20 protein-coding genes are annotated in these 17,590 nt (G+C 70.5%); 9 read left to right on the top strand and 11 right to left on the bottom strand.

What is annotated here, in order from left to right; all coding sequences use genetic code 11:
* Nucleotides 1-32 precede the first annotated feature (32 nt).
* The 4 genes from AB0E78_RS14445 to mshA all read right to left on the bottom strand — a co-directional run bounded on the left by AB0E78_RS14445 (nucleotide 33) and on the right by mshA (nucleotide 4,025).
* Nucleotides 33-248 carry a hypothetical protein gene (locus tag AB0E78_RS14445; protein WP_361831970.1) on the bottom strand — a complete coding sequence of 72 codons (216 nt, stop codon included), beginning with the start codon at nucleotides 246-248 and terminating at the stop codon, nucleotides 33-35.
* A 126-nt stretch (nucleotides 249-374) separates the two neighbouring features.
* Complete coding sequence (locus AB0E78_RS14440) at nucleotides 375-2,039, bottom strand: glycoside hydrolase family 55 protein (protein WP_361831968.1); 1,665 nt, start codon at nucleotides 2,037-2,039, stop codon at nucleotides 375-377.
* A 143-nt stretch (nucleotides 2,040-2,182) separates the two neighbouring features.
* Nucleotides 2,183-2,686, bottom strand: a complete 504-nt coding sequence (locus tag AB0E78_RS14435) for a YbjN domain-containing protein (protein WP_361831966.1) — start codon at nucleotides 2,684-2,686, stop codon at nucleotides 2,183-2,185.
* On the bottom strand, nucleotides 2,679-4,025 hold the full coding sequence (gene mshA, locus AB0E78_RS14430; RefSeq protein ID WP_361831964.1) for a D-inositol-3-phosphate glycosyltransferase: 1,347 nt from the start codon (nucleotides 4,023-4,025) through the stop codon (nucleotides 2,679-2,681). The genes AB0E78_RS14435 and mshA overlap by 8 nt, the downstream gene beginning before the upstream one ends.
* A gap of 286 nt (nucleotides 4,026-4,311) precedes the next feature.
* Here mshA and AB0E78_RS14425 point away from each other — a divergent pair, with 286 nt between their 5' ends.
* The 3 genes from AB0E78_RS14425 (at nucleotide 4,312) to AB0E78_RS14415 (ending at nucleotide 8,104) form a co-directional block, all read left to right on the top strand.
* A complete protein-coding gene (locus AB0E78_RS14425; RefSeq protein WP_361831963.1) occupies nucleotides 4,312-5,109 on the top strand; it encodes a class I SAM-dependent methyltransferase in 798 nt (265 codons plus the stop codon).
* Nucleotides 5,110-5,393: 284 nt separating this feature from the next.
* Nucleotides 5,394-6,419 carry an NlpC/P60 family protein gene (locus AB0E78_RS14420; RefSeq protein ID WP_361831961.1) on the top strand — a complete coding sequence of 342 codons (1,026 nt, stop codon included), beginning with the start codon at nucleotides 5,394-5,396 and terminating at the stop codon, nucleotides 6,417-6,419.
* Between the two features lie 338 nt (nucleotides 6,420-6,757).
* A complete protein-coding gene (locus AB0E78_RS14415; protein WP_361831959.1) occupies nucleotides 6,758-8,104 on the top strand; it encodes a SpoIIE family protein phosphatase in 1,347 nt (448 codons plus the stop codon).
* Between the two features lie 35 nt (nucleotides 8,105-8,139).
* On the opposite strand, the gene AB0E78_RS14410 is transcribed toward AB0E78_RS14415, so the two are convergent.
* The 3 genes from AB0E78_RS14410 to AB0E78_RS14400 form a co-directional block, all read right to left on the bottom strand.
* Entirely contained in the window at nucleotides 8,140-8,472 is a 333-nt protein-coding gene (locus AB0E78_RS14410) for a DUF2516 family protein (protein ID WP_361832776.1), read from the bottom strand.
* Nucleotides 8,473-8,633: 161 nt separating this feature from the next.
* Nucleotides 8,634-9,236: a hypothetical protein gene (locus tag AB0E78_RS14405; RefSeq protein WP_361831957.1), complete on the bottom strand. Its 603-nt coding sequence runs from the start codon at nucleotides 9,234-9,236 to the stop codon at nucleotides 8,634-8,636.
* Between the two features lie 42 nt (nucleotides 9,237-9,278).
* A complete protein-coding gene (locus AB0E78_RS14400) occupies nucleotides 9,279-9,758 on the bottom strand; it encodes a helix-turn-helix transcriptional regulator (protein WP_361831955.1) in 480 nt (159 codons plus the stop codon).
* Between the two features lie 387 nt (nucleotides 9,759-10,145).
* On the opposite strand from AB0E78_RS14400, the gene AB0E78_RS14395 reads away from it, so the two are divergent.
* From AB0E78_RS14395 to AB0E78_RS14380, 4 genes are all read left to right on the top strand, one after another.
* Nucleotides 10,146-10,553: a hypothetical protein gene (locus AB0E78_RS14395; RefSeq protein ID WP_361831953.1), complete on the top strand. Its 408-nt coding sequence runs from the start codon at nucleotides 10,146-10,148 to the stop codon at nucleotides 10,551-10,553.
* Between the two features lie 72 nt (nucleotides 10,554-10,625).
* Nucleotides 10,626-11,192, top strand: a complete 567-nt coding sequence (locus AB0E78_RS14390; RefSeq protein ID WP_361831951.1) for a hypothetical protein — start codon at nucleotides 10,626-10,628, stop codon at nucleotides 11,190-11,192.
* An 88-nt stretch (nucleotides 11,193-11,280) separates the two neighbouring features.
* Nucleotides 11,281-11,700: a helix-turn-helix transcriptional regulator gene (locus tag AB0E78_RS14385; RefSeq protein WP_361832774.1), complete on the top strand. Its 420-nt coding sequence runs from the start codon at nucleotides 11,281-11,283 to the stop codon at nucleotides 11,698-11,700.
* A 10-nt stretch (nucleotides 11,701-11,710) separates the two neighbouring features.
* Nucleotides 11,711-12,127, top strand: coding sequence for a VOC family protein (locus tag AB0E78_RS14380; RefSeq protein ID WP_361831949.1), 417 nt, complete (start codon nucleotides 11,711-11,713; stop codon nucleotides 12,125-12,127).
* Nucleotides 12,128-12,160: 33 nt separating this feature from the next.
* Here AB0E78_RS14380 and AB0E78_RS14375 read toward each other — a convergent pair whose 3' ends face one another.
* Both AB0E78_RS14375 and AB0E78_RS14370 read right to left on the bottom strand, forming a co-directional pair.
* Nucleotides 12,161-12,622, bottom strand: a complete 462-nt coding sequence (locus AB0E78_RS14375) for a pyridoxamine 5'-phosphate oxidase family protein (RefSeq protein WP_361831947.1) — start codon at nucleotides 12,620-12,622, stop codon at nucleotides 12,161-12,163.
* A gap of 69 nt (nucleotides 12,623-12,691) precedes the next feature.
* Entirely contained in the window at nucleotides 12,692-13,696 is a 1,005-nt protein-coding gene (locus tag AB0E78_RS14370) for a helix-turn-helix domain-containing protein (RefSeq protein ID WP_361831946.1), read from the bottom strand.
* 99 nt (nucleotides 13,697-13,795) lie between these two features.
* On the opposite strand from AB0E78_RS14370, the gene AB0E78_RS14365 reads away from it, so the two are divergent.
* Both AB0E78_RS14365 and AB0E78_RS14360 read left to right on the top strand, forming a co-directional pair.
* The gene (locus AB0E78_RS14365) at nucleotides 13,796-14,773 is read left to right on the top strand and encodes an NAD(P)-binding domain-containing protein (protein ID WP_361831944.1); all 978 of its coding nucleotides are present in this window, start codon (nucleotides 13,796-13,798) and stop codon (nucleotides 14,771-14,773) included.
* Between the two features lie 89 nt (nucleotides 14,774-14,862).
* Complete coding sequence (locus AB0E78_RS14360) at nucleotides 14,863-16,338, top strand: penicillin-binding protein 2 (protein ID WP_361831942.1); 1,476 nt, start codon at nucleotides 14,863-14,865, stop codon at nucleotides 16,336-16,338.
* 26 nt (nucleotides 16,339-16,364) lie between these two features.
* Here the strand turns inward: AB0E78_RS14360 and AB0E78_RS14355 are convergent, their stop codons facing one another.
* Nucleotides 16,365-17,219, bottom strand: coding sequence for an SRPBCC family protein (locus AB0E78_RS14355; protein ID WP_361831940.1), 855 nt, complete (start codon nucleotides 17,217-17,219; stop codon nucleotides 16,365-16,367).
* Nucleotides 17,220-17,270: 51 nt separating this feature from the next.
* Nucleotides 17,271-17,585, bottom strand: coding sequence for a metalloregulator ArsR/SmtB family transcription factor (locus tag AB0E78_RS14350; protein WP_361831938.1), 315 nt, complete (start codon nucleotides 17,583-17,585; stop codon nucleotides 17,271-17,273).
* Nucleotides 17,586-17,590: the final 5 nt, after the last annotated feature.

The raw sequence follows: 17,590 nt of genomic DNA, 5'->3' as shown, positions 1-17,590 counted from the left end.
ACCGACAGCGGGTGGGGCCTCAGGGCGTCCTGTCATGGGGTGCCCGCGTCGGTGATGCCCTCGGCCAGTTCTCCCACCGCGTTCAGGATCCATTGGCCGAAGGCTGTGGGGGCTATCAGGACGCCGAAGACCAGGACGATGACCACCGTCAGCTGTTCGTCGGTTCGTTTGCGGGCCTGTGTGCGTCTCCGTAGGCGCACGATGATGATGACCGCCAGCAGAACCGCAAGGTTGATCGTCAGTACCACTGGCCAGTCCCCCCATCAGGCAAGAACGTCCCAGCTCTCTTGTGTAGACCGAACCGCGTGATGGGGGCACCCAGTTGGGTGGAGTTGGCGGCAAAACGTCCGTCCGGGGCCGGATCGGTGGACTTGTCAGGGGCGCAGGTCCCGTTGTGCCTCGTGCAGGTTCCGGGGGTGCACCTTGTTCGTCGTTCCGTAGAGCTCCAGGCGGGAGTGCAGGTCTCCGGGGAAGTCCGGTACGTCGATCTGGTCGAACTCGCGGACCTCGTTGATGCCCACCGTGGCGCTGTAGGGGGCCAGGCCGTCGATCTTCGTCAGGCCCGCCCGCTCGTTGGTGACGCGGATGTTCCAGTGCGTGAAGCGGGCGCCGAAGAGCGGGCCCGCGCTCGCGTCTCCCCCATGGCGGCCGTTGTTCTCGATCGTGATGTCGGTGCGGACGTTCGCGAAGGGCATGCCCCTGTGGCTGTCGAACGTGCCCATCCGCATGGTGCCCCGCGACCAGACGTTGTAGGAGGACAGGCCCTCCACGTTGATGCCGTGGAGCTGGGTGCCCGACGGCGCCGGGACCGTGCGCTCGTCGATCGTGAAGTCCTCGACGAGGTTGTCGTGCGAGCCCTCCCGGCAGAAGTACGGGTGGTGCGCGCCCCGGCCGGCGACGCGCGTGCGGCGCAGGGTGCACGCCGATGCGCTGACCAGGCCGAAGCCGTTGTCCACGTGGCGCACCACGATGTCGTCCGCCCAACAGTCGTACGCACACTGGAACGTGACCCCGTTGTAGCCCTTGTCCAGGAGGTGCGGGGATTGCGGCGTCTCCACCGCCTCCAGGGTGAGCCCTTCGACTCCCGCGCCCGTCAGCGCCTTTACGTGTGTCGTCAGGCGCGGGTCCCATTCCTCGCGTACGTCCAGTGGGAGCGGGCGTTCCAGGGTGACCGTGCTCTTCTTTACCGAAGTGAGGCGTACCGGCCACTCGTACGGCACGTACGACGTCAGTTTCGTCTTGTCGTCCCACGTGTACGCCTCGGCGCCCGCGCCGCCGCCCGCCATGTGCTCCAGGAGCGTGTGGTCCGCGTCATCCGCCAGGCGTAGGAGCACCAGGTCGCCCTTGTGGAGGTGCGTGGTGTCCCGCACCTCCAGGGTGCGGTCGCCCCGGGTCGCGGGGTGCACGGGCGTGAGGGTCCGCCACTCGTCCCGCTTGTTGCCCGTCCAGCCCTCGAAGGGCCAGGCCTTCGCCCTGATGGCCGTCGTCAGCGACTCCCAACGGGTCTGCGGGCAGAGCCAGATGAGGCCGCCGGCCCAGGACCAGCTCGACTTGTCGCCGCCGTAGCGGGAGCCGTACGGGCCGATCAGTTCCGTGAGGTTCTTCGTCGCCCTGAGTGTGGTGCGGGAACTGCCCGCGCCCCTCAGGACCACGTTGTCGTGAGCGATGCGGATGATGCCGTCGACGCGGTACTCGCCGGGCGGGACGACGACCGTGCCGCCGCCCCTCCTTCCGGCATCGGCCAGGGCCCGGTTGATCGCCGGGGCCGCGTCCCGCGTGCCGTCCGGCACCGCTCCGTAGTCCCTGACGTTCACGACCACCTTGCGGCGCGGCAGACGTCGGGTGCCGGAGAAGGCGCCCGCGCGGGCTATGTAGGGGACTTGGGGGTGCGTGTAGGGGGTGGCCTTGAACTCCCGCCAGAGGGCGGGGGTTTCGGTTTCGGCGGGGCCGGGCTTCGCCCAGGCCGTCCCGCCGGTCGCGGCCACCGCCGCCACGGCTATCGCCCCGCCGAGTACGCCCCGTCTGCTGGGGTGTTCCATGCCCGCCGCCACCTTCCATGGATGTGAACGCCATTCATGTCTGCGATGGACGTGAGCATGCCACGACCGACCACGACGGGGAAGGTGTCCCGCATGGCCTGCTGGGTGCTGTGGTCTTGTAGGCCGGGCTTGGCGCCGCCGTGTCAGTCCTGCGGCTGAGTCAAGTGTGTGAACGCGTCCAGGTTTCGCGTGGACTCGCCCCGCGACACCCGCCACGCGTACTCCTTGCGGATCGCCGAGGCGAATCCCAGCTCCAGGAGCGTATTGAAGGAGCCGTCCGCGTTCTCCAGGACCGAGCCGAGCAGGCGGTCCAGCTCGTCCGGGGTGACCGCCGAGAGCGGGAGCTTGCCGGTGAGGTAGATGTCGCCGAGGGAATCAATCGCGTAACTCACGCCGTACAGGCGAAGGTTCCGCTCCAGGAGCCAGCGGTGCACCGCGTCGTGGTTCTCGTCGGGGTGCCGGATCACGAACGCCGTCAGCGACAGCGCGTGCTTGCCGATCCTCAGCGAGAGCGTCGTCGACAACTTGCGGGTGCCCGGGAGCGTCACCACGTAGGCGCCGCTCTGCGGGCTCTCCCACTCCAGTTCCGCCTCGTCCAGCGTCCGCTCGATGATCGCGATCGCCGCTGCGTCAGCCTGATCAGCCATGATGCGAGCGTACGCGACGCCTGTGCTCGTGCACGGCCGCCGTGTACACGTCCGCCGTGGCCGACGCGGCCGTGTCCCAGCCGAAGGACTGCGCATGCTGCGCGGCAGCGGCGCCCATGCGGTCCACCAGGTGCGGGTTCTCGGCGAATTCGCGCAGCACGCGCGCGTAGTGGGCCGGTTCGTGTCCGTCGACGAGGAAGCCCGTCACCCCGTCGCGTACGGCGACCGGCAGACCGCCCACCGACGCCGCGAGGACCGGGGTGCCCGCCGCCTGCGCCTCGATGGCCACCAGGCCGAACGACTCGCTGTACGACGGCATCACCAGGACCGAGGCCGCCCGGAACCAGTCCGCGAGCTGCTCCTGGCCCACCGGCGGCTGGAAGCGGACCACGTCCGCGATGCCCAGCCTGGCGGCCAGCTTCTGCAGTCCCTCCGGCTTCGCGAGACCGCTGCCGCTCGGGCCGCCCACCACGGGGACGACGATGTTCGAGCGGAGCTCGGGGCGCTGGTCCAGGAGGACCGCGACCGCGCGCAGCAGCACGTCCGGCGCCTTCAGGGGCTGGATACGGCCCGCGAAGAGCGGGACCAGGGCGTCCTGCGGGAGGCCGAGGCGCTGGCGGGCCGCCGCGCGGCCATCGGCGGGGCGGAAGCGGTCGAGGTTCACGCCGGGGTGGACGACGGCGACCTTGCCCGCGTCCGCTTCGTAGTGGCGTACGAGCTCGTCGGCCTCTTCGGAGGTGTTGGCGATCAGCCGGTCGGCCGCCCGCACGATCTGCGTCTCGCCGATCACGCGCGCCGCGGGCTCCGGGGTGTCGCCCTCCGCGAGCGCCGCGTTCTTGACCTTCGCCATCGTGTGCATGGCGTGCACCAGCGGCACGCCCCAGCGCTCGGCGGCGAGCCAGCCGACGTGCCCGCTGAGCCAGTAGTGGGAGTGGACCAGGTCGTAGTGGCCGGGGCGGTGGCCCGCCCACGCCTGCATCACACCGTGCGTGAAGGCACAGAGCTGGGCGGGCAGCTCCTCCTTCGCCAGACCTTCGTACGGCCCCGCGTCCACATGGCGCACGAGGACACCCGGTGCGAGCTCGACGGCGGGCGGCAGCGCGCCCGTCGTCGAGCGCGTGAAGATCTCCACCTCGATGTTGATCGCCGCGAGCCGCTTGGCCAGCTCCACGATGTAGACGTTCATGCCGCCCGCGTCGCCCGTGCCGGGCTGGTGCAGCGGGGACGTGTGCACGCTGAGCATGGCCACCCGGCGGGGGCGGCGGTGTGTGCCGGGGAGCCGGAGCCTGCTGGGCGCTGCCGGCGAGCGACGGCCGAGCCTGGTCACGTATTGGCTCACGTGGCGGTCCTCCTTGTGCGCGCGGGCATGTCTCAAGGGAGGGCGTGCACGGTCCTCCAGAGGGAGAACATCGGAAGAGTCAACTCCATTTCCGCTTTGCCAAATCATTACCGGACGAGGCTCAACCCGATCACCCGGCGAGGCTCAACCCGATCACCGGGCGAGGCTCAACCCGATCACCGGGCGGGGCCGGCCTGATCACTGGGCGAGCTCGGCCTGATCACTGGGCGAGCTCGGTCCGATCACCGGGCGAGATGCCGTCGCCGCGGCGCATACGCTTCCCCTTATGGCCTCCCGCACCCCTTCCCGCCCCGTGGGAACGGTGACGCGCGGGACCACGAACCCCAATCGCCTGCGCCGCATGGACCGCTGGATCGCCGCCACGCACGGCGCCGAGCTGCGGCGATCAGCCGACCCCGTCGCCGTCGACCTCGGCTACGGGGCCGCCCCCTGGACGGCCGTCGAGCTGCTCGCGCGGCTCAGGACCGCCGCCCCGCACGCGCGCGTGGTCGGCGTCGAGATCGATCCGGCGCGGGTCGCCGCCGCGAAGCCGTACGAGCGGGAGGGGCTCTCCTTCCGGCACGGCGGCTTCGAGGTCCCGCTGCCGGGCAGGCCCACGCTGATCCGGGCCGCCAACGTGCTCCGGCAGTACGACGAGGAACAGGTCGCCGCCGTGTGGGAACGGCTGTGCGATCGGCTGGCACCCGGCGGACTGCTCGTGGAGGGGACGTGCGACGAGATCGGGCGGCGGCACGTCTGGGTCGCGCTCGGGCCCGAGGGGCCGCGCACGGTGACCTTCGCGACCCGCCTCGGATCGCTCGACCGCCCTTCGGACCTCGCCGAGCGCCTGCCCAAGGCGCTGATCCACCGGAACGTGCCGGGCGAGCCGGTGCACGCCTTCCTGCGCGACTTCGACCGGGCCTGGGCCGCCGCCGCGCCCTACGCCGCGTACGGCGCCCGGCAGCGGTGGATCAGGTCGGTGCGGGCCCTGGCCGCCGACTGGCCGGTGACGGACCGCCCCGCGCGCTGGCGCCAGGGCGAAGTGACGCTGCCGTGGGAAGCGTTGGCGCCGCGCCAGGGCTGAGAAACGGCGGGCCGGAGTGAGCACACGGGATGCCCCCGGGTGAACGCGCGGAATGCCTCCGGGTGAACGCGCGAGGCACTGACGGGTGAACTCCACGTGCGGCGGGCCGCGGAGGGAACGATCTACCAGTGCCGTTCGTCACATGGGGCGGGTGGGGATCGGAGTTGCCGTTGCGCTCTGTCGTATTGCGCGTCGGCATGGCACCATCCCCGGGGCAACCGTAAGTTACTGACGGTAAATCAGCTTTGGGGGAGGCGGACGTGACCGGCAAGCGGAGTTCGACTGTGGCTGGCCTGGCGCTGATCTGCGCGACAGCGGTGCTGAGCACACCGGGCGCGGCCTACGCGAGTCCTGCGAAGCCAACGCCCGGCACGAACACGTCCCTTGAGGACGTGCGCAAGGAGATCGAGAAGCTCTACCACGACGCGGGCGTCGCCACGGACGCGTACAACGCGGCGGAGGAGAAGAGCGAGAAGCAGTCCAAGCACATCGTGAAGCTCGCCCGGTCCATCACCGAGGGCCAGCGGAAGCTGGACAAGCTCAAGTCCCGGGCGGGCGCCGCCGCCCGCGCCCAGTACCGCAGCGGCGGGGTGTCCTCCGAGGCCCGGCTGATGCTGAGCGACGACCCCCAGGAGTTCCTCGACCGCGCCGGACGGATGCGGGAGGGCCACAAGGCCACCAAGGGCATGCTGACGGAGATGGAGCGGACGCAGGAAGACCTGCGGATCTACGCCAAGGACGCCACCGCCCAGTGGAAAAAGCTGGAGTCCAACCGCAAGGCGAAGGCCGAGTCGAAGAAGAAGATCAAGAAGAAGATCGCGGCCGCCGAGGAAATGGAGTCGAAGCTCGAGAAGAAGGAGCGCGAGCGGCTCCGGAAGCTCGAGGAGGAGGCCCAGCTCAAGAAGCAGTCGGCGTGGGTGAGTTCGGGCGTCCTGAAGGACATCAACGGCAAGGCGACCGGACCGGGCAAGAAGGCCGTCGAGTTCGCCACCGCGCAGCTCGGCAAGCCGTACGTGTGGGGCGCCGAGGGCCCGTCCTCGTACGACTGCTCCGGACTCACGTCCAAGGCCTGGGCCGCCGCCGGCAAGGGGATTCCGCGTACGTCACAGGAGCAGTGGAAGCAGCTCCCGCACATCGACATCAAGAACATGCGCCCCGGCGACCTGATCATTTATCACGCGGACGCCAGCCATGTCGGCATGTACGTGGGTGACGGCGCGATCGTGCACGCGCCGCGGCCGGGACGCGATGTGACCGTCGCGGGCGCGGGATCGATGCAGATCCTCGGGGTCGTGCGGCCCGACAAATAGGTGTGCGGCCCGACGAGTAGGTGTGCGGCCCGACAAGTAGGCGTTCCGGGCCGATCCAGGGGGCCGGTGGGCAAGAGCCGGGCCCCCTGCGGCCGCGCTGTGCCCCACGTCATGTGACCCACCGCACCCTCGGCCCGCCTCTCAACCCTCACGGCGTGATGTTCGTCATCCCCGTCGGGGGCTGTCGTGCCCAATTGCGGTCCTTGATGCGGCATATGACGGTGGCTGTTTGCCGTGCGCCATTCCAATCGGGCCTCGGCTAACGCTATGGTCCCCGTCGGTGGAGCGTTCGACCGTCGATCCACCATGCCCTCGGGGGGAGGGAAGGAACCCAAGCCATGCCCGTACCCATACCGCGGCAGAGGGCGATCCCGGCCGCGGAAGGCGGTCAGGCTCACGCTCTGCCGACGCCGTCGCCCGCACCCGTGCGGGCCCCCGAACCCGTACCCACTCCCGTGGGGCACCTGCCGACGTCCAGCGACACGGACCAGCAGGCGAGCGGCCCCGGCCTCAGCCTCCTGGTGATCGAGGACGACCCGGTGGGCTCCCTGAGCGTCCCCCGGATGCTCGACGCCGCGGGCAAGCCCATCCGTATCCGCACCGCCCGCAACCTCACCGAGGCCGAGCGGCTGCTCACCGACGACGTGCACTGCATCCTGCTCGACCTGGCCCTGACCGGCCCGGCCTCCACCGCGGAGGACGACGAGGACGAGCTCGCCACGCTCAAGCACGTCCTGCGCCTCGCACCCCGGCACGCCGTCCTCGCGCTCACCGCGAGCGGCGACACCGAGGGCGGCGCGGAGGCCGTGCGGGTCGGCGCCCAGGACTATCTCTTCCGTGACGAGCTGGACGGGCGGCTCCTCAGCCGCGCCATCCGGTACGCCGTGGAGCGCAAGCGCGCGGATGCCGCCCAGCGCCAGCTGACGGAGTCGCGCCTGCGGGCCCAGGAGAACGCCCGTCTGGAGCGCGGGCTGCTGCCGACGCCGCTCCTGGACGGCTCACCGCTGCGGTTCGCCGCGCGCTACCGCCCGGGGCGTTCGCGGGCGCTGCTCGGCGGCGACTTCTACGACACGGTGCGCACCCCCGACGGCTCGGTGCACGTCATGATCGGCGATGTCTGCGGCCACGGCCCGGACGAGGCGGCGCTCGGCGTCGAGCTGCGCATCGCCTGGCGGACGCTGACCTTCGCGGGCCTGTGCGGCGACGAGCTGCTCAGCACGCTGCAGAAGGTCCTGGAGCACGAGCGGGCCGACGACGAGATCTTCGCGACGCTCTGCACGGTCGACATCGCGCCCGACGGCCGCCGGGCCGGGCTCTGCCTGGCGGGGCACCCGTCACCGCTGATCGCCCGCGACGGCCACCTCGCCGAGCTGCTGCCCTACGAGAACAACGGCCCGGCGCTCGGACTCCTGCCGAACGCCCGCTGGCCGCGCCGCCAGGTGGAACTCGGCGGCAAGTGGAGCCTGATGCTCTACACGGACGGCCTGATCGAGGGACGCATCGGCGAGGGCAACCAGCGCCTCGGCCAGGACGGCATGGTGGCGATGCTCCGCCGCCAGATAGCCGCGGGCCTGCGGGGCGACGAGCTGCTCGAAGCGGCGGTGAACGAGGTGCGTGAACTCAACGGCGGGGATCTGACCGACGATGTCGCTGTCCTGCTCCTGGACCGCGACCGGGAACGCTAGCCGCGTGGCCGTGAGCGGCGCAGGGCCCTCAGGGGCTACCGGCCGCCGTTGTACGGCCCGTACGGACCGTCGCTGCTGGAGCCGCGGCGCCCGCCGCCCCCGCCGGTGATCTGCCGGATCGCGGGGCGCACGTCGACCATGTAGACGATGGTCGCGACGAGCCCGATGATCGGCAGGAACGACAGGATGTTGAAGATCAGGTTCACGATGAAGGCGAGCCCGAGGATGATCAGCCAGAACGGCTTGGTCTTCTTGTCCGCCGCACGGTAGGCGTCCTCACGCCGGATGGCCGCGTCGACGAGCGCGAAGCCGCTGAAGACGATCAGCGCCAACGACAGCAGCCACATGAAGTTCGCGAACCCCTGCATCAGCACTACGTCCACCACCAGTCTCGGCTCTTCTTGAAGCCATACAGATCGTCGAAGCTCTTGAGTACGCGGACACCGTACCCGCTACCCGGAGAACGGGCCGGGCACTTCGAGAGTGCCCGGCCCGTTCCCGTGACAAGCGCCGTACCTGCCCCGCCTGCTTACTTGGCGGGCGGCGTGGTCTTCTTCGCCGCCGCCGGCTTGCGGGCCGGGGCCTTCTTGGCGGCGGGCTTCTTCGCCGTGGCGGCGGCAGCCTTAGGCTCGGCGGACTCCGACGTCCCCGAGTCGGCGGAGGCCGGCTTCTCCTCGGCGTCCGGCTCGACGGCCACGGCGAGCTCGGTGATCTCCTCGGCGGCCTCGCCGCGCCAGGTCCGCACGGCCTGCTCCCCGTGCTCGGCGACCTCTTCGTACTTCTCGCGCGCCTTCACGGCGTACTCGGCGGCGACGCCGACCGAGCTGAGGGCAAAGCCCTGAGCGGTCTCGCTCAGCTTCTTCAGGTCGGTGTCGAGCGTGCCGAACAGCTCGGTGAACCTGGTCTGGATGGTCTCCTGCGCCTCCTTGGCGCGGGCGACGGCCTTGTCCTGAACGGCCTTGGTGTCGGTGTTGCGCACGGCGTCGATACGGGCCGGCGCCTCGGCGATGAGCTGCTCGATGGCGCCCGGCACCTTCTTCGCCTGCTGGAACGCCAGGTCGGCGGTGCCGACGACGAAGTAGGCGGGGGTGGTGTCGGTGAGGGTGTTGCGCAGGTCGTCCTTGATGGCCATGGCTATGGTCCTCCCGGATTCGCGTCAGCTCGGTCAGCTCGGTCAGCTTGAGGGGTGGTCCTTGGTACCGGCATCACTGCCGTCGGCCGTGCGGGGGCCGTCAGCGGTGGTGTCCACGTCATCTGCGTACGAGGCCTCGTCCGTGAACGCCGAGTCGTCGGCGTACTCGGAGACCTCGAAGCCGTTCTCTTTTCTGAACGACTCGTAGATCTGCAACAGGACCTGCTTCTGCCGCTCGTTGATGGAGGGGTCGGCGAGGATGACGGCGCGCGTCTCCAGCTCGTCCCGCTCCTTCTCGTCGAGGATCCCGGCCCGGACATACAGCGTCTCGGCGGAGATCCGCAGCGCCTTGGCCACCTGTTGCAGCACTTCGGCACTCGGCTTGCGCAGGCCGCGCTCGATCTGGCTCAGATACGGATTGGACACCCCGGCGGCGTCGGCGAGCTGCCTGAGCGAGAGCTGCGCATTGCGCCGCTGCTCACGCAGATACTCACCGAGATTGCCGACGTTGAGTGATGCCATGCGTCGATACTGCCCGCCCCTTGCTAACTATTGCAAGCGCCTGCTTGCAAAAGTGCGCTACGCCACTGATCGCGCGCGGCGGGGCGCCGGCGCGTCGAGTGGCGCCCAGTGGCACCAGTCGGTGCCACGGCGCACCATTCGGCACCAGCCGAGGCCCCCCCCCCCCCGGGGCCGCAGATGAAGTACCGCGGGATTTTGGGCGAGTTGGCGCCAAGTAGAGCCGCCCACTGACCTGCTCATTTACGGAGCGCGGCCGATGCACGGCACCCGCAACGCCACCCATGACGCCAATAATGACTCGACATGGCACCACGCGTGTGCCACGATGGCACCACTTCAACAGAGCAAGGCAACCGTTCGGGACACCGAGCAGAAGGAGCAACCACCATGTCTCTCGCCCTCACCACCCAGGACAAAGCCACCCTCCGCACCGCCGCGTACGGCGCCGTCTCGCTCCTTGCCGCCGCCGACGCCGCCGGCTCGCCCCACAAGGCCGCTACCCACGGCAGCATCGCACTGGCCTCGGCGACCGGCCCGGTCGGTCACGTGCTCGCCGCGAAGAGCAAGGACATCAAGCTGCCCGGCAAGTCCGTCGCGGAGCTCGCCGATCACGTCCTGCCGGCCCTGACCGAGGCGATGGACCTGCTCACCAAGCAGGACCCGAACGAGGCCGACAACTTCCGCGGCACCGTCGTCGTCGCCCTCGCGGCGGCCGCCCGGCCGCACCGGGGCGCGCCCAGCCCCGCCATGGCCGAGATGACCCGCAAGATCACCAAGGCCCTCGACGCCGCCTGAGCGACGAGTTCACGGGCCCGCACGAGTCAGTCAAGAAGAAGAGGAAGAAGAGGAAGAGGAAGGGGTCGGATCATGCAGACAGCACATGCAGCGCAGTCGGCGCAGTCGGCGCAGTCAGCCCGGACTCCGCAGTCGGTGGCACCCGGCGCCTTCACCGCCTTCGCCCGCTTCGTGCTCTGCGGCGGCGGGGTCGGGGTCGCCTCCAGCTTCGCCGTGGCGGCCCTCGCCTCCTGGCTCCCCTGGGCCCTGGCCAACGCCCTGATCACCGTGGTCTCCACGCTCCTGGCCACCGAGTTGCACGCCCGCTTCACCTTCGGTGCGGGCGGCCGGGCGACCGGGCGCCAGCATGCGCAGTCCGCCGGGTCCGCGGCGGCCGCGTACGCGGTGACCTGCTTGTCCATGCTGGTCCTCCAGCAACTGGTGGCGGCGCCCGGCGCGATGCTCGAACAGGTCGTCTACCTCTCCGCCTCCGCGCTCGCCGGAGTCGCACGGTTCGCCGTGCTGCGGCTGGTCGTCTTCGCCCGGAACCGCGCGCAGGGCACGGCAGCCACTGCCTGCACCAGCCCCACCGCCACCGCACTCACCGCCCACCCCGTGCACGCGACCGTGGCCCCCGCCGCGCTCTGCCCCGCGGCCTGACCCCTCTCCCCTCTCTCCCCCTCTTCTCCCCTCTCCCCCGCGTTACCGGCCCCGATCCCCGGCGGTCGGTAACGTTGCTCGTGTGTCTGTGTCTCTCTCCGACCTGGTCCGCCTGCGCCAGGCCCGCGACCGGATGGACCGCGACTACGCGGAGCCCCTGGACGTCCCGGCGCTGGCCCGGGCCGCCCTCATGTCGCCGGGGCACTTCTCGCGCAGCTTCCGCGCCGCCTACGGCGAGACGCCGTACAGCTATCTCATGACCCGCCGGATCGAGCGCGCCAAGGCGCTGCTGCGGCGCGGGGACCTGTCGGTGACGGATGTCTGCATGGCGGTCGGCTGTACGTCGCTCGGCTCGTTCAGCTCGCGGTTCACCGAACTGGTCGGCGAGAGCCCGAGCACCTACCGCGCCCGCGACCACGGCGACAGCGCCGCCATCCCCGCCTGCGTCGCCAAGATCCAGACCCGGCCGGTCAGGAACGGAGAAGCGAAACCGGACGCGGGTCCGTAGCGTCGTACGCATGGAAATCAACCTCGCTCAGTGCTTCATCGCCGTCGACGACCACGACAAGGCGCTCGCCTTCTACCGCGACGTGCTCGGTTTCGAGGTGCGCAACGACGTCGGTTTCGAGGGGATGCGCTGGGTGACCGTCGCGTCGCCCTCGCAGCCGGACGTGGAGATCGTCCTTGAACCCCCGCTCGCCGACCCGAACGCCTCGGCCGCCGACCGGCAGGCCGTGGCCGAGCTGATGGCCAAGGGCATGCTGCGCGGCGTCATCTTCCGCACCAGCGACGTCGACGCGGTGTTCGAGCGGATCCGCGCCGCGGGCGGCGACGTGCTGCAGGAGCCGATGGACCAGCCGTACGGCGTCCGCGACTGCGCCTTCCGCGACCCGTCCGGGAACATGCTGCGGTTCAACCAGCCGCGCGAGAAGTAGAACGGCCCCGGGTGCGGGGCGTGGGGGCGCGGGTTACGCCAGCCACGCCCCGTCCCGCATGAGGACCCTGCCGTTCAGTTCGTGCTCGCCGCGCCAGGCCCGGACCGTCCGCGGCGTCACGCGCAGATACACGTAGGAGCCGTCCGCCTCGCGCGGGTCCCAGCCGAACTTGGCGGCGAACCCGTCCCCCGCGTCCTGCGGAACCTCCCGCGCCGGGAAGCACTCCGCCTCGCCCTGCACGAGCACCACATCGGAGGTGTCCGGCAGCGAGAGGCGCACCCGGGGTTCCTTCCGCGCGTTGCGGACCGTCACCGATGACTCGCCGGTGCACATCCACAGTGCCCGGCCGTCCCACCGGAACCACAGGGGCAGTTGGTGTGGCCCGTGCTCCGGGTGGGCCGTCGACAGCCAGATGTCCCGCTCCCGGTCGAGGCGCTCCAGCGTCTCGCGCCTGCGCTCCGGGCCCTCACGTCGAACCATCTCCGTGTTCCGCATGATCACGGACCCTAGTCAGCGCCCACGTGACGCGCATGGGGCGCTGGACCTACTACCGGGGACCGACGCCTACACCCGCGCCCGCACCCCGTCGGCACCGAACGCCCGCCGGTAGTCCCCCGGTGACACCCCCACCTGCTTGAGGAAATGGTGCCGGAGGTTGTTCGCCGTACCGAGGCCGCTCAGTTCGGCGATCTTGTCGATCGGAGCAGAGGTCGATTCGAGGAGGCTCTGGGCACGGGCCAGGCGCTGGTTGAGCAGCCACTGGAGCGGGGTCGTGCCGGTGGCCGCCTGGAGCCGCCGGTAGAGGGTGCGCGGGCTCATCGACGCGCGGCGGGCCAGGTCGTCGACCGTCAGGGGCCGGTCGAGGCGGGCACGCGCCCAGTCGAGTACGGGGCCCAGGCCCTCGTCGTCCGTCGCGGGGACGGAGAGATCGATGAACTGGGCCTGGCCCCCCGGGCGGTGAGCGGGGACGACCATGCGGCGGGCCAGTTGGTTGGCCACGTGCGCGCCCAGGTCGCGGCGGACCAAGTGCAGGCACAGGTCGAGGCCCGCGCTCACGCCCGCGCTGGTCAGGACGTCGCCGTCATCCACGTACAGGACGGAGTCGTCGACCTCCACCTTCGGGTAGCGGGCCGCCAGTTGGGCCGTGTGCATCCAGTGCGCGGTGGCCCTGCGGCCGTCGAGCAGCCCCGCCTCGGCGAGCGCGAAGGCGCCGGTGCACAGGGAGACCATGCGGGCACCCGCGTCGTACGCGCGACGCAGCGCCGCCGCCAGGCCTTCGGGCAGCGGGCGGCCCTCCTCCACGCAGGCGTCCGGCACGGACGTGACGATGACCGTGTCCGCCCCGACGATGTCGTCGAGGCCGTACGGGGTACGCACCGTGAGGCCGGAGCGGGAGTCAAAGCCGCCCTCGCCCCGGGGCGCGCTGCACAGCCGGAAGTCGTACCACTCGTCCGACAGATCGGGCTGCGGCTTCCCGAACACCGTGCAGGGGATGCTCAGTTCGTACAGATCCCAGGACGGGATCGCCATCTCCTCGGTCACGACCAGGGCCACGGAACCAGCGCTCATGCGCCGAGCGTAAGCCGCGCCGGGACCTGGCAGGAATTTGGTGGCCACCGTCACCCCTGTCACTGTCCGGCGCCGCCGCCCGCTGCGAGCGTGGTCCCCATGAACGCGGAGAACACAGCAGAGAACACACACGCAGAGAACACGAACACCACCCCCACTGCCGACAAAACCCCGGTCACCGTCATCGGCCTCGGCACCATGGGCGCCGCCCTCGCCGCCACCCTCCTGGCGAGCGGCCACCCCACCACCGTCTGGAACCGCTCCCCCGCCAAGGCCGCGCCCCTCGTCGCCCGGGGCGCCCGCCTCGCCGCCACCCCCGAAGAGGCCGTTGCCGCAAGCCCGTTGATCATCGCCTGTGTCCTCGACGACACCGCCCTGCACGCCGTCCTGGACCCCGTCGCCGCGTCGGCCCGCTGCGGCTCCCCCACCGGGCCACTCGCCGGAAAGGCCCTGGTCAACGTCACCTCCGGCTCCCCGGAGCAGGCCGAAGCGGCGGCCAAGTGGGCCGGCTCGCTGGGGCTCGGCTACCTCGACGGGGCGATCATGACCACGCCGCCGGGTGTCGGCAGCCCCGAGATGATGTTCCTCTACAGCGGCTCGGCCGAGGTGTTCGAGACGTACCGCCCCGCCCTCGCCGCACTGGGCGACCCGCTGTACCTGGGCGCGGAGACGGGCCGCGCCTCGCTCTACGACGCCGCCCTGCTCGGCCTGATGTGGTCCACGTTCACCGGCTGGCTGCACGGCACGGCCCTGGTCGGCGCGGAGGCGACCCGGGCCACGGACTTCACCCCGGTCGCCGTCCGCTGGATGCGGCACGCGGTCGCCGGGTTCCTGGAGACGTACGCGCCCCAGGTGGACGCGGGGCACTATCCGGGCGACGACGCCACCGTCGACGTACAGATCGCGGCGATCGGGCACCTCATCCACGCGGCGGCCGACCGCGGTGTCGACAACGCGCTGCCGGAACTCCTGAAGGCCACCATGGAGCGGACGAGCGCCGCCGGGCACGGCTCCGACAGCTACGCGAGCGTGATCGAGGTCCTTCGAAGGGAGCGCCGGGCCTCGGTTCGAGTGTGACCATTCGGCAACAACATCGGATAGATCCGTAAATCCGTGCGCATGATGAGGCGTTATTGCCTACTGGTTTCGCGGGTCTTGGGGGCCGGATGAACAAGCCGCTGCGTCATATAGCCGTCTTCTGCGGGATACTCACGCTCGCCCTGCTCCTGCGCGCGAACTGGGTGCAGTTCGTCGACGGCGAGTCGCTCGCGAAGGACGACAAGAACCGGCGCGTCCAGATCGAGGCCTTCTCCCACCCCCGGGGCGACATCATCGTCGGCGGCAAGCCGATCACCGGCTCGAAGGAAGTCAGCGGCACCGACTTCAAGTACCAGCGGGTCTTCAAGGACGGCCCCATGTACGCGCCGGTCACCGGTTATTTCTCGCAGGCCCAGGGCGCGACCTTCCTGGAGGGCGTCGAGAACGACGTGCTCAGCGGCGACGACGACCGGCTCTTCATCCGCCGCACCCTGGACATGCTGACCGGGGAGAAGCGCCAGGGCGGCGACGTCATCACGACCATCGACCCCAAGGCCCAGAAGGCCGCCTACCAAGGCCTGGTGGACCTCAACGCCCGGGGCGCGGTCGTCGCGCTCGACCCGCGCTCCGGGAAGGTGCTCGCGATGGCGAGCACCCCCTCGTACGACCCCTCGGTCTTCGCCGGGATCTCGGCGAAGGAGGGCAAGGAGTTCACGCAGCTCAGGAAGGACAAGGACAAGCCGCTCTCCAACCGGGCGCTCCGTGAGATCTACCCGCCCGGATCCACCTTCAAGATCCTCACCGCGGCGGCCGCCCTGGAGCACGGCGCGATCGACGACATCGACGAGCCCACCGGCGCCAAGACCCCCTACAAACTGCCGCTCAGCTCGACGACGATCGGCAACGACGTGCCGGGCGCCCCCTGCAACAAGGCCTCCCTGAAGGTCGGCATGCAGTGGTCGTGCAACAACGTCTTCCTCGACGCCGCGCTCAAGGTCGGCGACGACGACATGCGCGAGACGGCGGAGAAGTTCGGCTTCAACAAGCAGCAGTTCGTCCCCGTGCGCTCGTCCGCGAGCAGCTACCCGGACGGCCTCGACAAGCCGCAGACCGCCCTGACCGGCATGGGCCAGGGCAGCGTGACCAGTACGCCGCTGCAGATGGCGATGGTCGCGGCGGGCATCGCCAACGACGGCAAGGTGATGAAGCCGTACATGGTGGAGGAGCTGCGCGGCCCGGACCTCTCGACGATCGAGAAGGGGAAGCCGGAGGAGCTCAGCCAGGCCGTCTCCGAGGACACCGCGGGCAAGGTGCAGGAGATGATGGAGAACACCGTCGAGAAGGGCACGGCGAACAAGGCGCAGATCGACGGTGTCACGGTCGGCGGCAAGACCGGCACCGCCCAGCACGGCTCGAACGTCAACGACGAGCGGCCGTACGCCTGGTTCGTCTCGTACGCCAAGCAGGACGACGGTTCGTCGCCGGTGGCGGTCGCGGTGTTCGTGGACCCGAAGGACATGAACATCCCGCGCTCGGAGATCGCCGGCGGCAAGCTGGGGGCACCGATCGCGAAGGCGGTCATGGAAGCGGTGCTCGCGGACTGACCCCGTCAGCACGACAGAGCCCGCCCTCAGCCCTCCAGGAGTTGTCCCGCAAGCCGTTCGATGCGGGCGTGCCAGGCGGCGAGCGCCTCGTCCGTGGCCGCGTCGCTGTCGAAGGGACCGCTCTGCGTGAGGACGAGCCGGGTGCCGTAGCCCGTGCCCTCGCCGAACTCCCAGCGCACCTCACCCTTGGGATGCACGGCGTACGTGAGGGACACCGGCGCCCGCAGCGCGGTGACCGGTCCCGCGGACACGCCGTCCGCGAGGAAGCCATCGGGTGCCGTGTCGCCCTCCAACGGCACCTCGCCCGAGCAGAGTTCGGCCCACACCGCGTCGGCGGACCGCACCAGCTGCCGCTCGAAGCGGATGCCGTCGTCGGTGACCTGCCCGTGGCCCAGGTCGAACTGCTCCAGGTACGCCTCGTGCAGCTCGCCCGCGTCCCGGCTCACCTCGGCCTGCCCGCCGTCGAGGAACTGACCGAGCGCCGAGACGCACAGCTGCCAGCCCGCGGCGAAGCTCGGGGCGCCGAAGCGGTCGCCGAAGGTGTGGACGAGGGTCAGGAGCGAGCCGCGGCCGTCGGGGCCGTCCGGGACGATCTCCCAGCGCAGGTGGTCGTCGCCCCAGGTGAAGGCGAAGAGGCGGGGCTCGTCCGCGTCGGTGACCTCGCCGGTCATGCCAGGGCCCTCGTCACCGGGGAAGTGGAAGCCCATCGCGCCGCCGGGCCGCAGCTCCAGGGCCACCTCGGAGGGGAACCACTGGGCAAGGTGCTCGGGCCGGGTGATCGCGGCCCAGACCGTGGCGGGCGGGTGCGCGAGGCGGCGCTCCATCCGCAGGACGTTCCGGCCGCCGTCGGTGGGGGTGAGCGTGTCGGAGTGCGGGTTCATGAGGAGTCACCGTCCATGTTCATCAGGACTCAGCGTCCATGGTCATCGTCATCAGGACTCACCGTCCATGACGTCGAGGTGCCGTTCGAGGGCGTCGAGCCGGCCCGCCCAGAGGTGCCGGTAGTGCGCGAGCCATGCGTCGAGCTCGGCGAGGGGCTCGGGCCGCAGCTCGTACCAGCGGCGCTGCGCGTCCTGCCGCACCCGCACGAGCCCCGCGTCGCGCAGGACCCGCAGGTGCTTGGACGTGCCGGGCTGACTCAGACCGACCCGCTCGGTGATCTCGCCGACCAGATGGGGGCGCTCCAGCAGCAGGTCGAGGATCTTCCGGCGGCTCGGCTCGGCGAGGACGTCGAACGGTATGGGCATATCCC

Origin of the sequence: Streptomyces sp. NPDC032198 (assembly GCF_040636975.1) — a bacterium.
Lineage (GTDB): Bacteria > Actinomycetota > Actinomycetes > Streptomycetales > Streptomycetaceae > Streptomyces.
The sequence above is the reverse complement of the archived record's forward strand: the minus strand, read 5'-3'. Positions and strand labels throughout refer to the sequence as shown.

Excerpts from the sequence above, each read along its gene's own strand:
- AB0E78_RS14400 (WP_361831955.1), bottom strand. The coding sequence starts at position 9,758 with ATGGCATCACTCAACGTCGGCAATCTCGGTGAGTATCTGCGTGAGCAG.
- AB0E78_RS14350 (WP_361831938.1), bottom strand. The coding sequence starts at position 17,585 with ATGCCCATACCGTTCGACGTCCTCGCCGAGCCGAGCCGCCGGAAGATC.
- AB0E78_RS14435 (WP_361831966.1), bottom strand. The coding sequence starts at position 2,686 with ATGGCTGATCAGGCTGACGCAGCGGCGATCGCGATCATCGAGCGGACG.
- AB0E78_RS14375 (WP_361831947.1), bottom strand. The coding sequence starts at position 12,622 with ATGCGGAACACGGAGATGGTTCGACGTGAGGGCCCGGAGCGCAGGCGC.
- AB0E78_RS14425 (WP_361831963.1), top strand. The coding sequence starts at position 4,312 with ATGGCCTCCCGCACCCCTTCCCGCCCCGTGGGAACGGTGACGCGCGGG.
- AB0E78_RS14360 (WP_361831942.1), top strand. The coding sequence starts at position 14,863 with ATGAACAAGCCGCTGCGTCATATAGCCGTCTTCTGCGGGATACTCACG.
- AB0E78_RS14410 (WP_361832776.1), bottom strand. The coding sequence starts at position 8,472 with ATGCAGGGGTTCGCGAACTTCATGTGGCTGCTGTCGTTGGCGCTGATC.
- AB0E78_RS14365 (WP_361831944.1), top strand. The coding sequence starts at position 13,796 with ATGAACGCGGAGAACACAGCAGAGAACACACACGCAGAGAACACGAAC.
- AB0E78_RS14370 (WP_361831946.1), bottom strand. The coding sequence starts at position 13,696 with ATGAGCGCTGGTTCCGTGGCCCTGGTCGTGACCGAGGAGATGGCGATC.
- AB0E78_RS14355 (WP_361831940.1), bottom strand. The coding sequence starts at position 17,219 with ATGAACCCGCACTCCGACACGCTCACCCCCACCGACGGCGGCCGGAAC.
- AB0E78_RS14395 (WP_361831953.1), top strand. The coding sequence starts at position 10,146 with ATGTCTCTCGCCCTCACCACCCAGGACAAAGCCACCCTCCGCACCGCC.
- AB0E78_RS14380 (WP_361831949.1), top strand. The coding sequence starts at position 11,711 with ATGGAAATCAACCTCGCTCAGTGCTTCATCGCCGTCGACGACCACGAC.
- AB0E78_RS14415 (WP_361831959.1), top strand. The coding sequence starts at position 6,758 with ATGCCCGTACCCATACCGCGGCAGAGGGCGATCCCGGCCGCGGAAGGC.
- AB0E78_RS14440 (WP_361831968.1), bottom strand. The coding sequence starts at position 2,039 with ATGGAACACCCCAGCAGACGGGGCGTACTCGGCGGGGCGATAGCCGTG.
- AB0E78_RS14405 (WP_361831957.1), bottom strand. The coding sequence starts at position 9,236 with ATGGCCATCAAGGACGACCTGCGCAACACCCTCACCGACACCACCCCC.
- AB0E78_RS14390 (WP_361831951.1), top strand. The coding sequence starts at position 10,626 with ATGCAGACAGCACATGCAGCGCAGTCGGCGCAGTCGGCGCAGTCAGCC.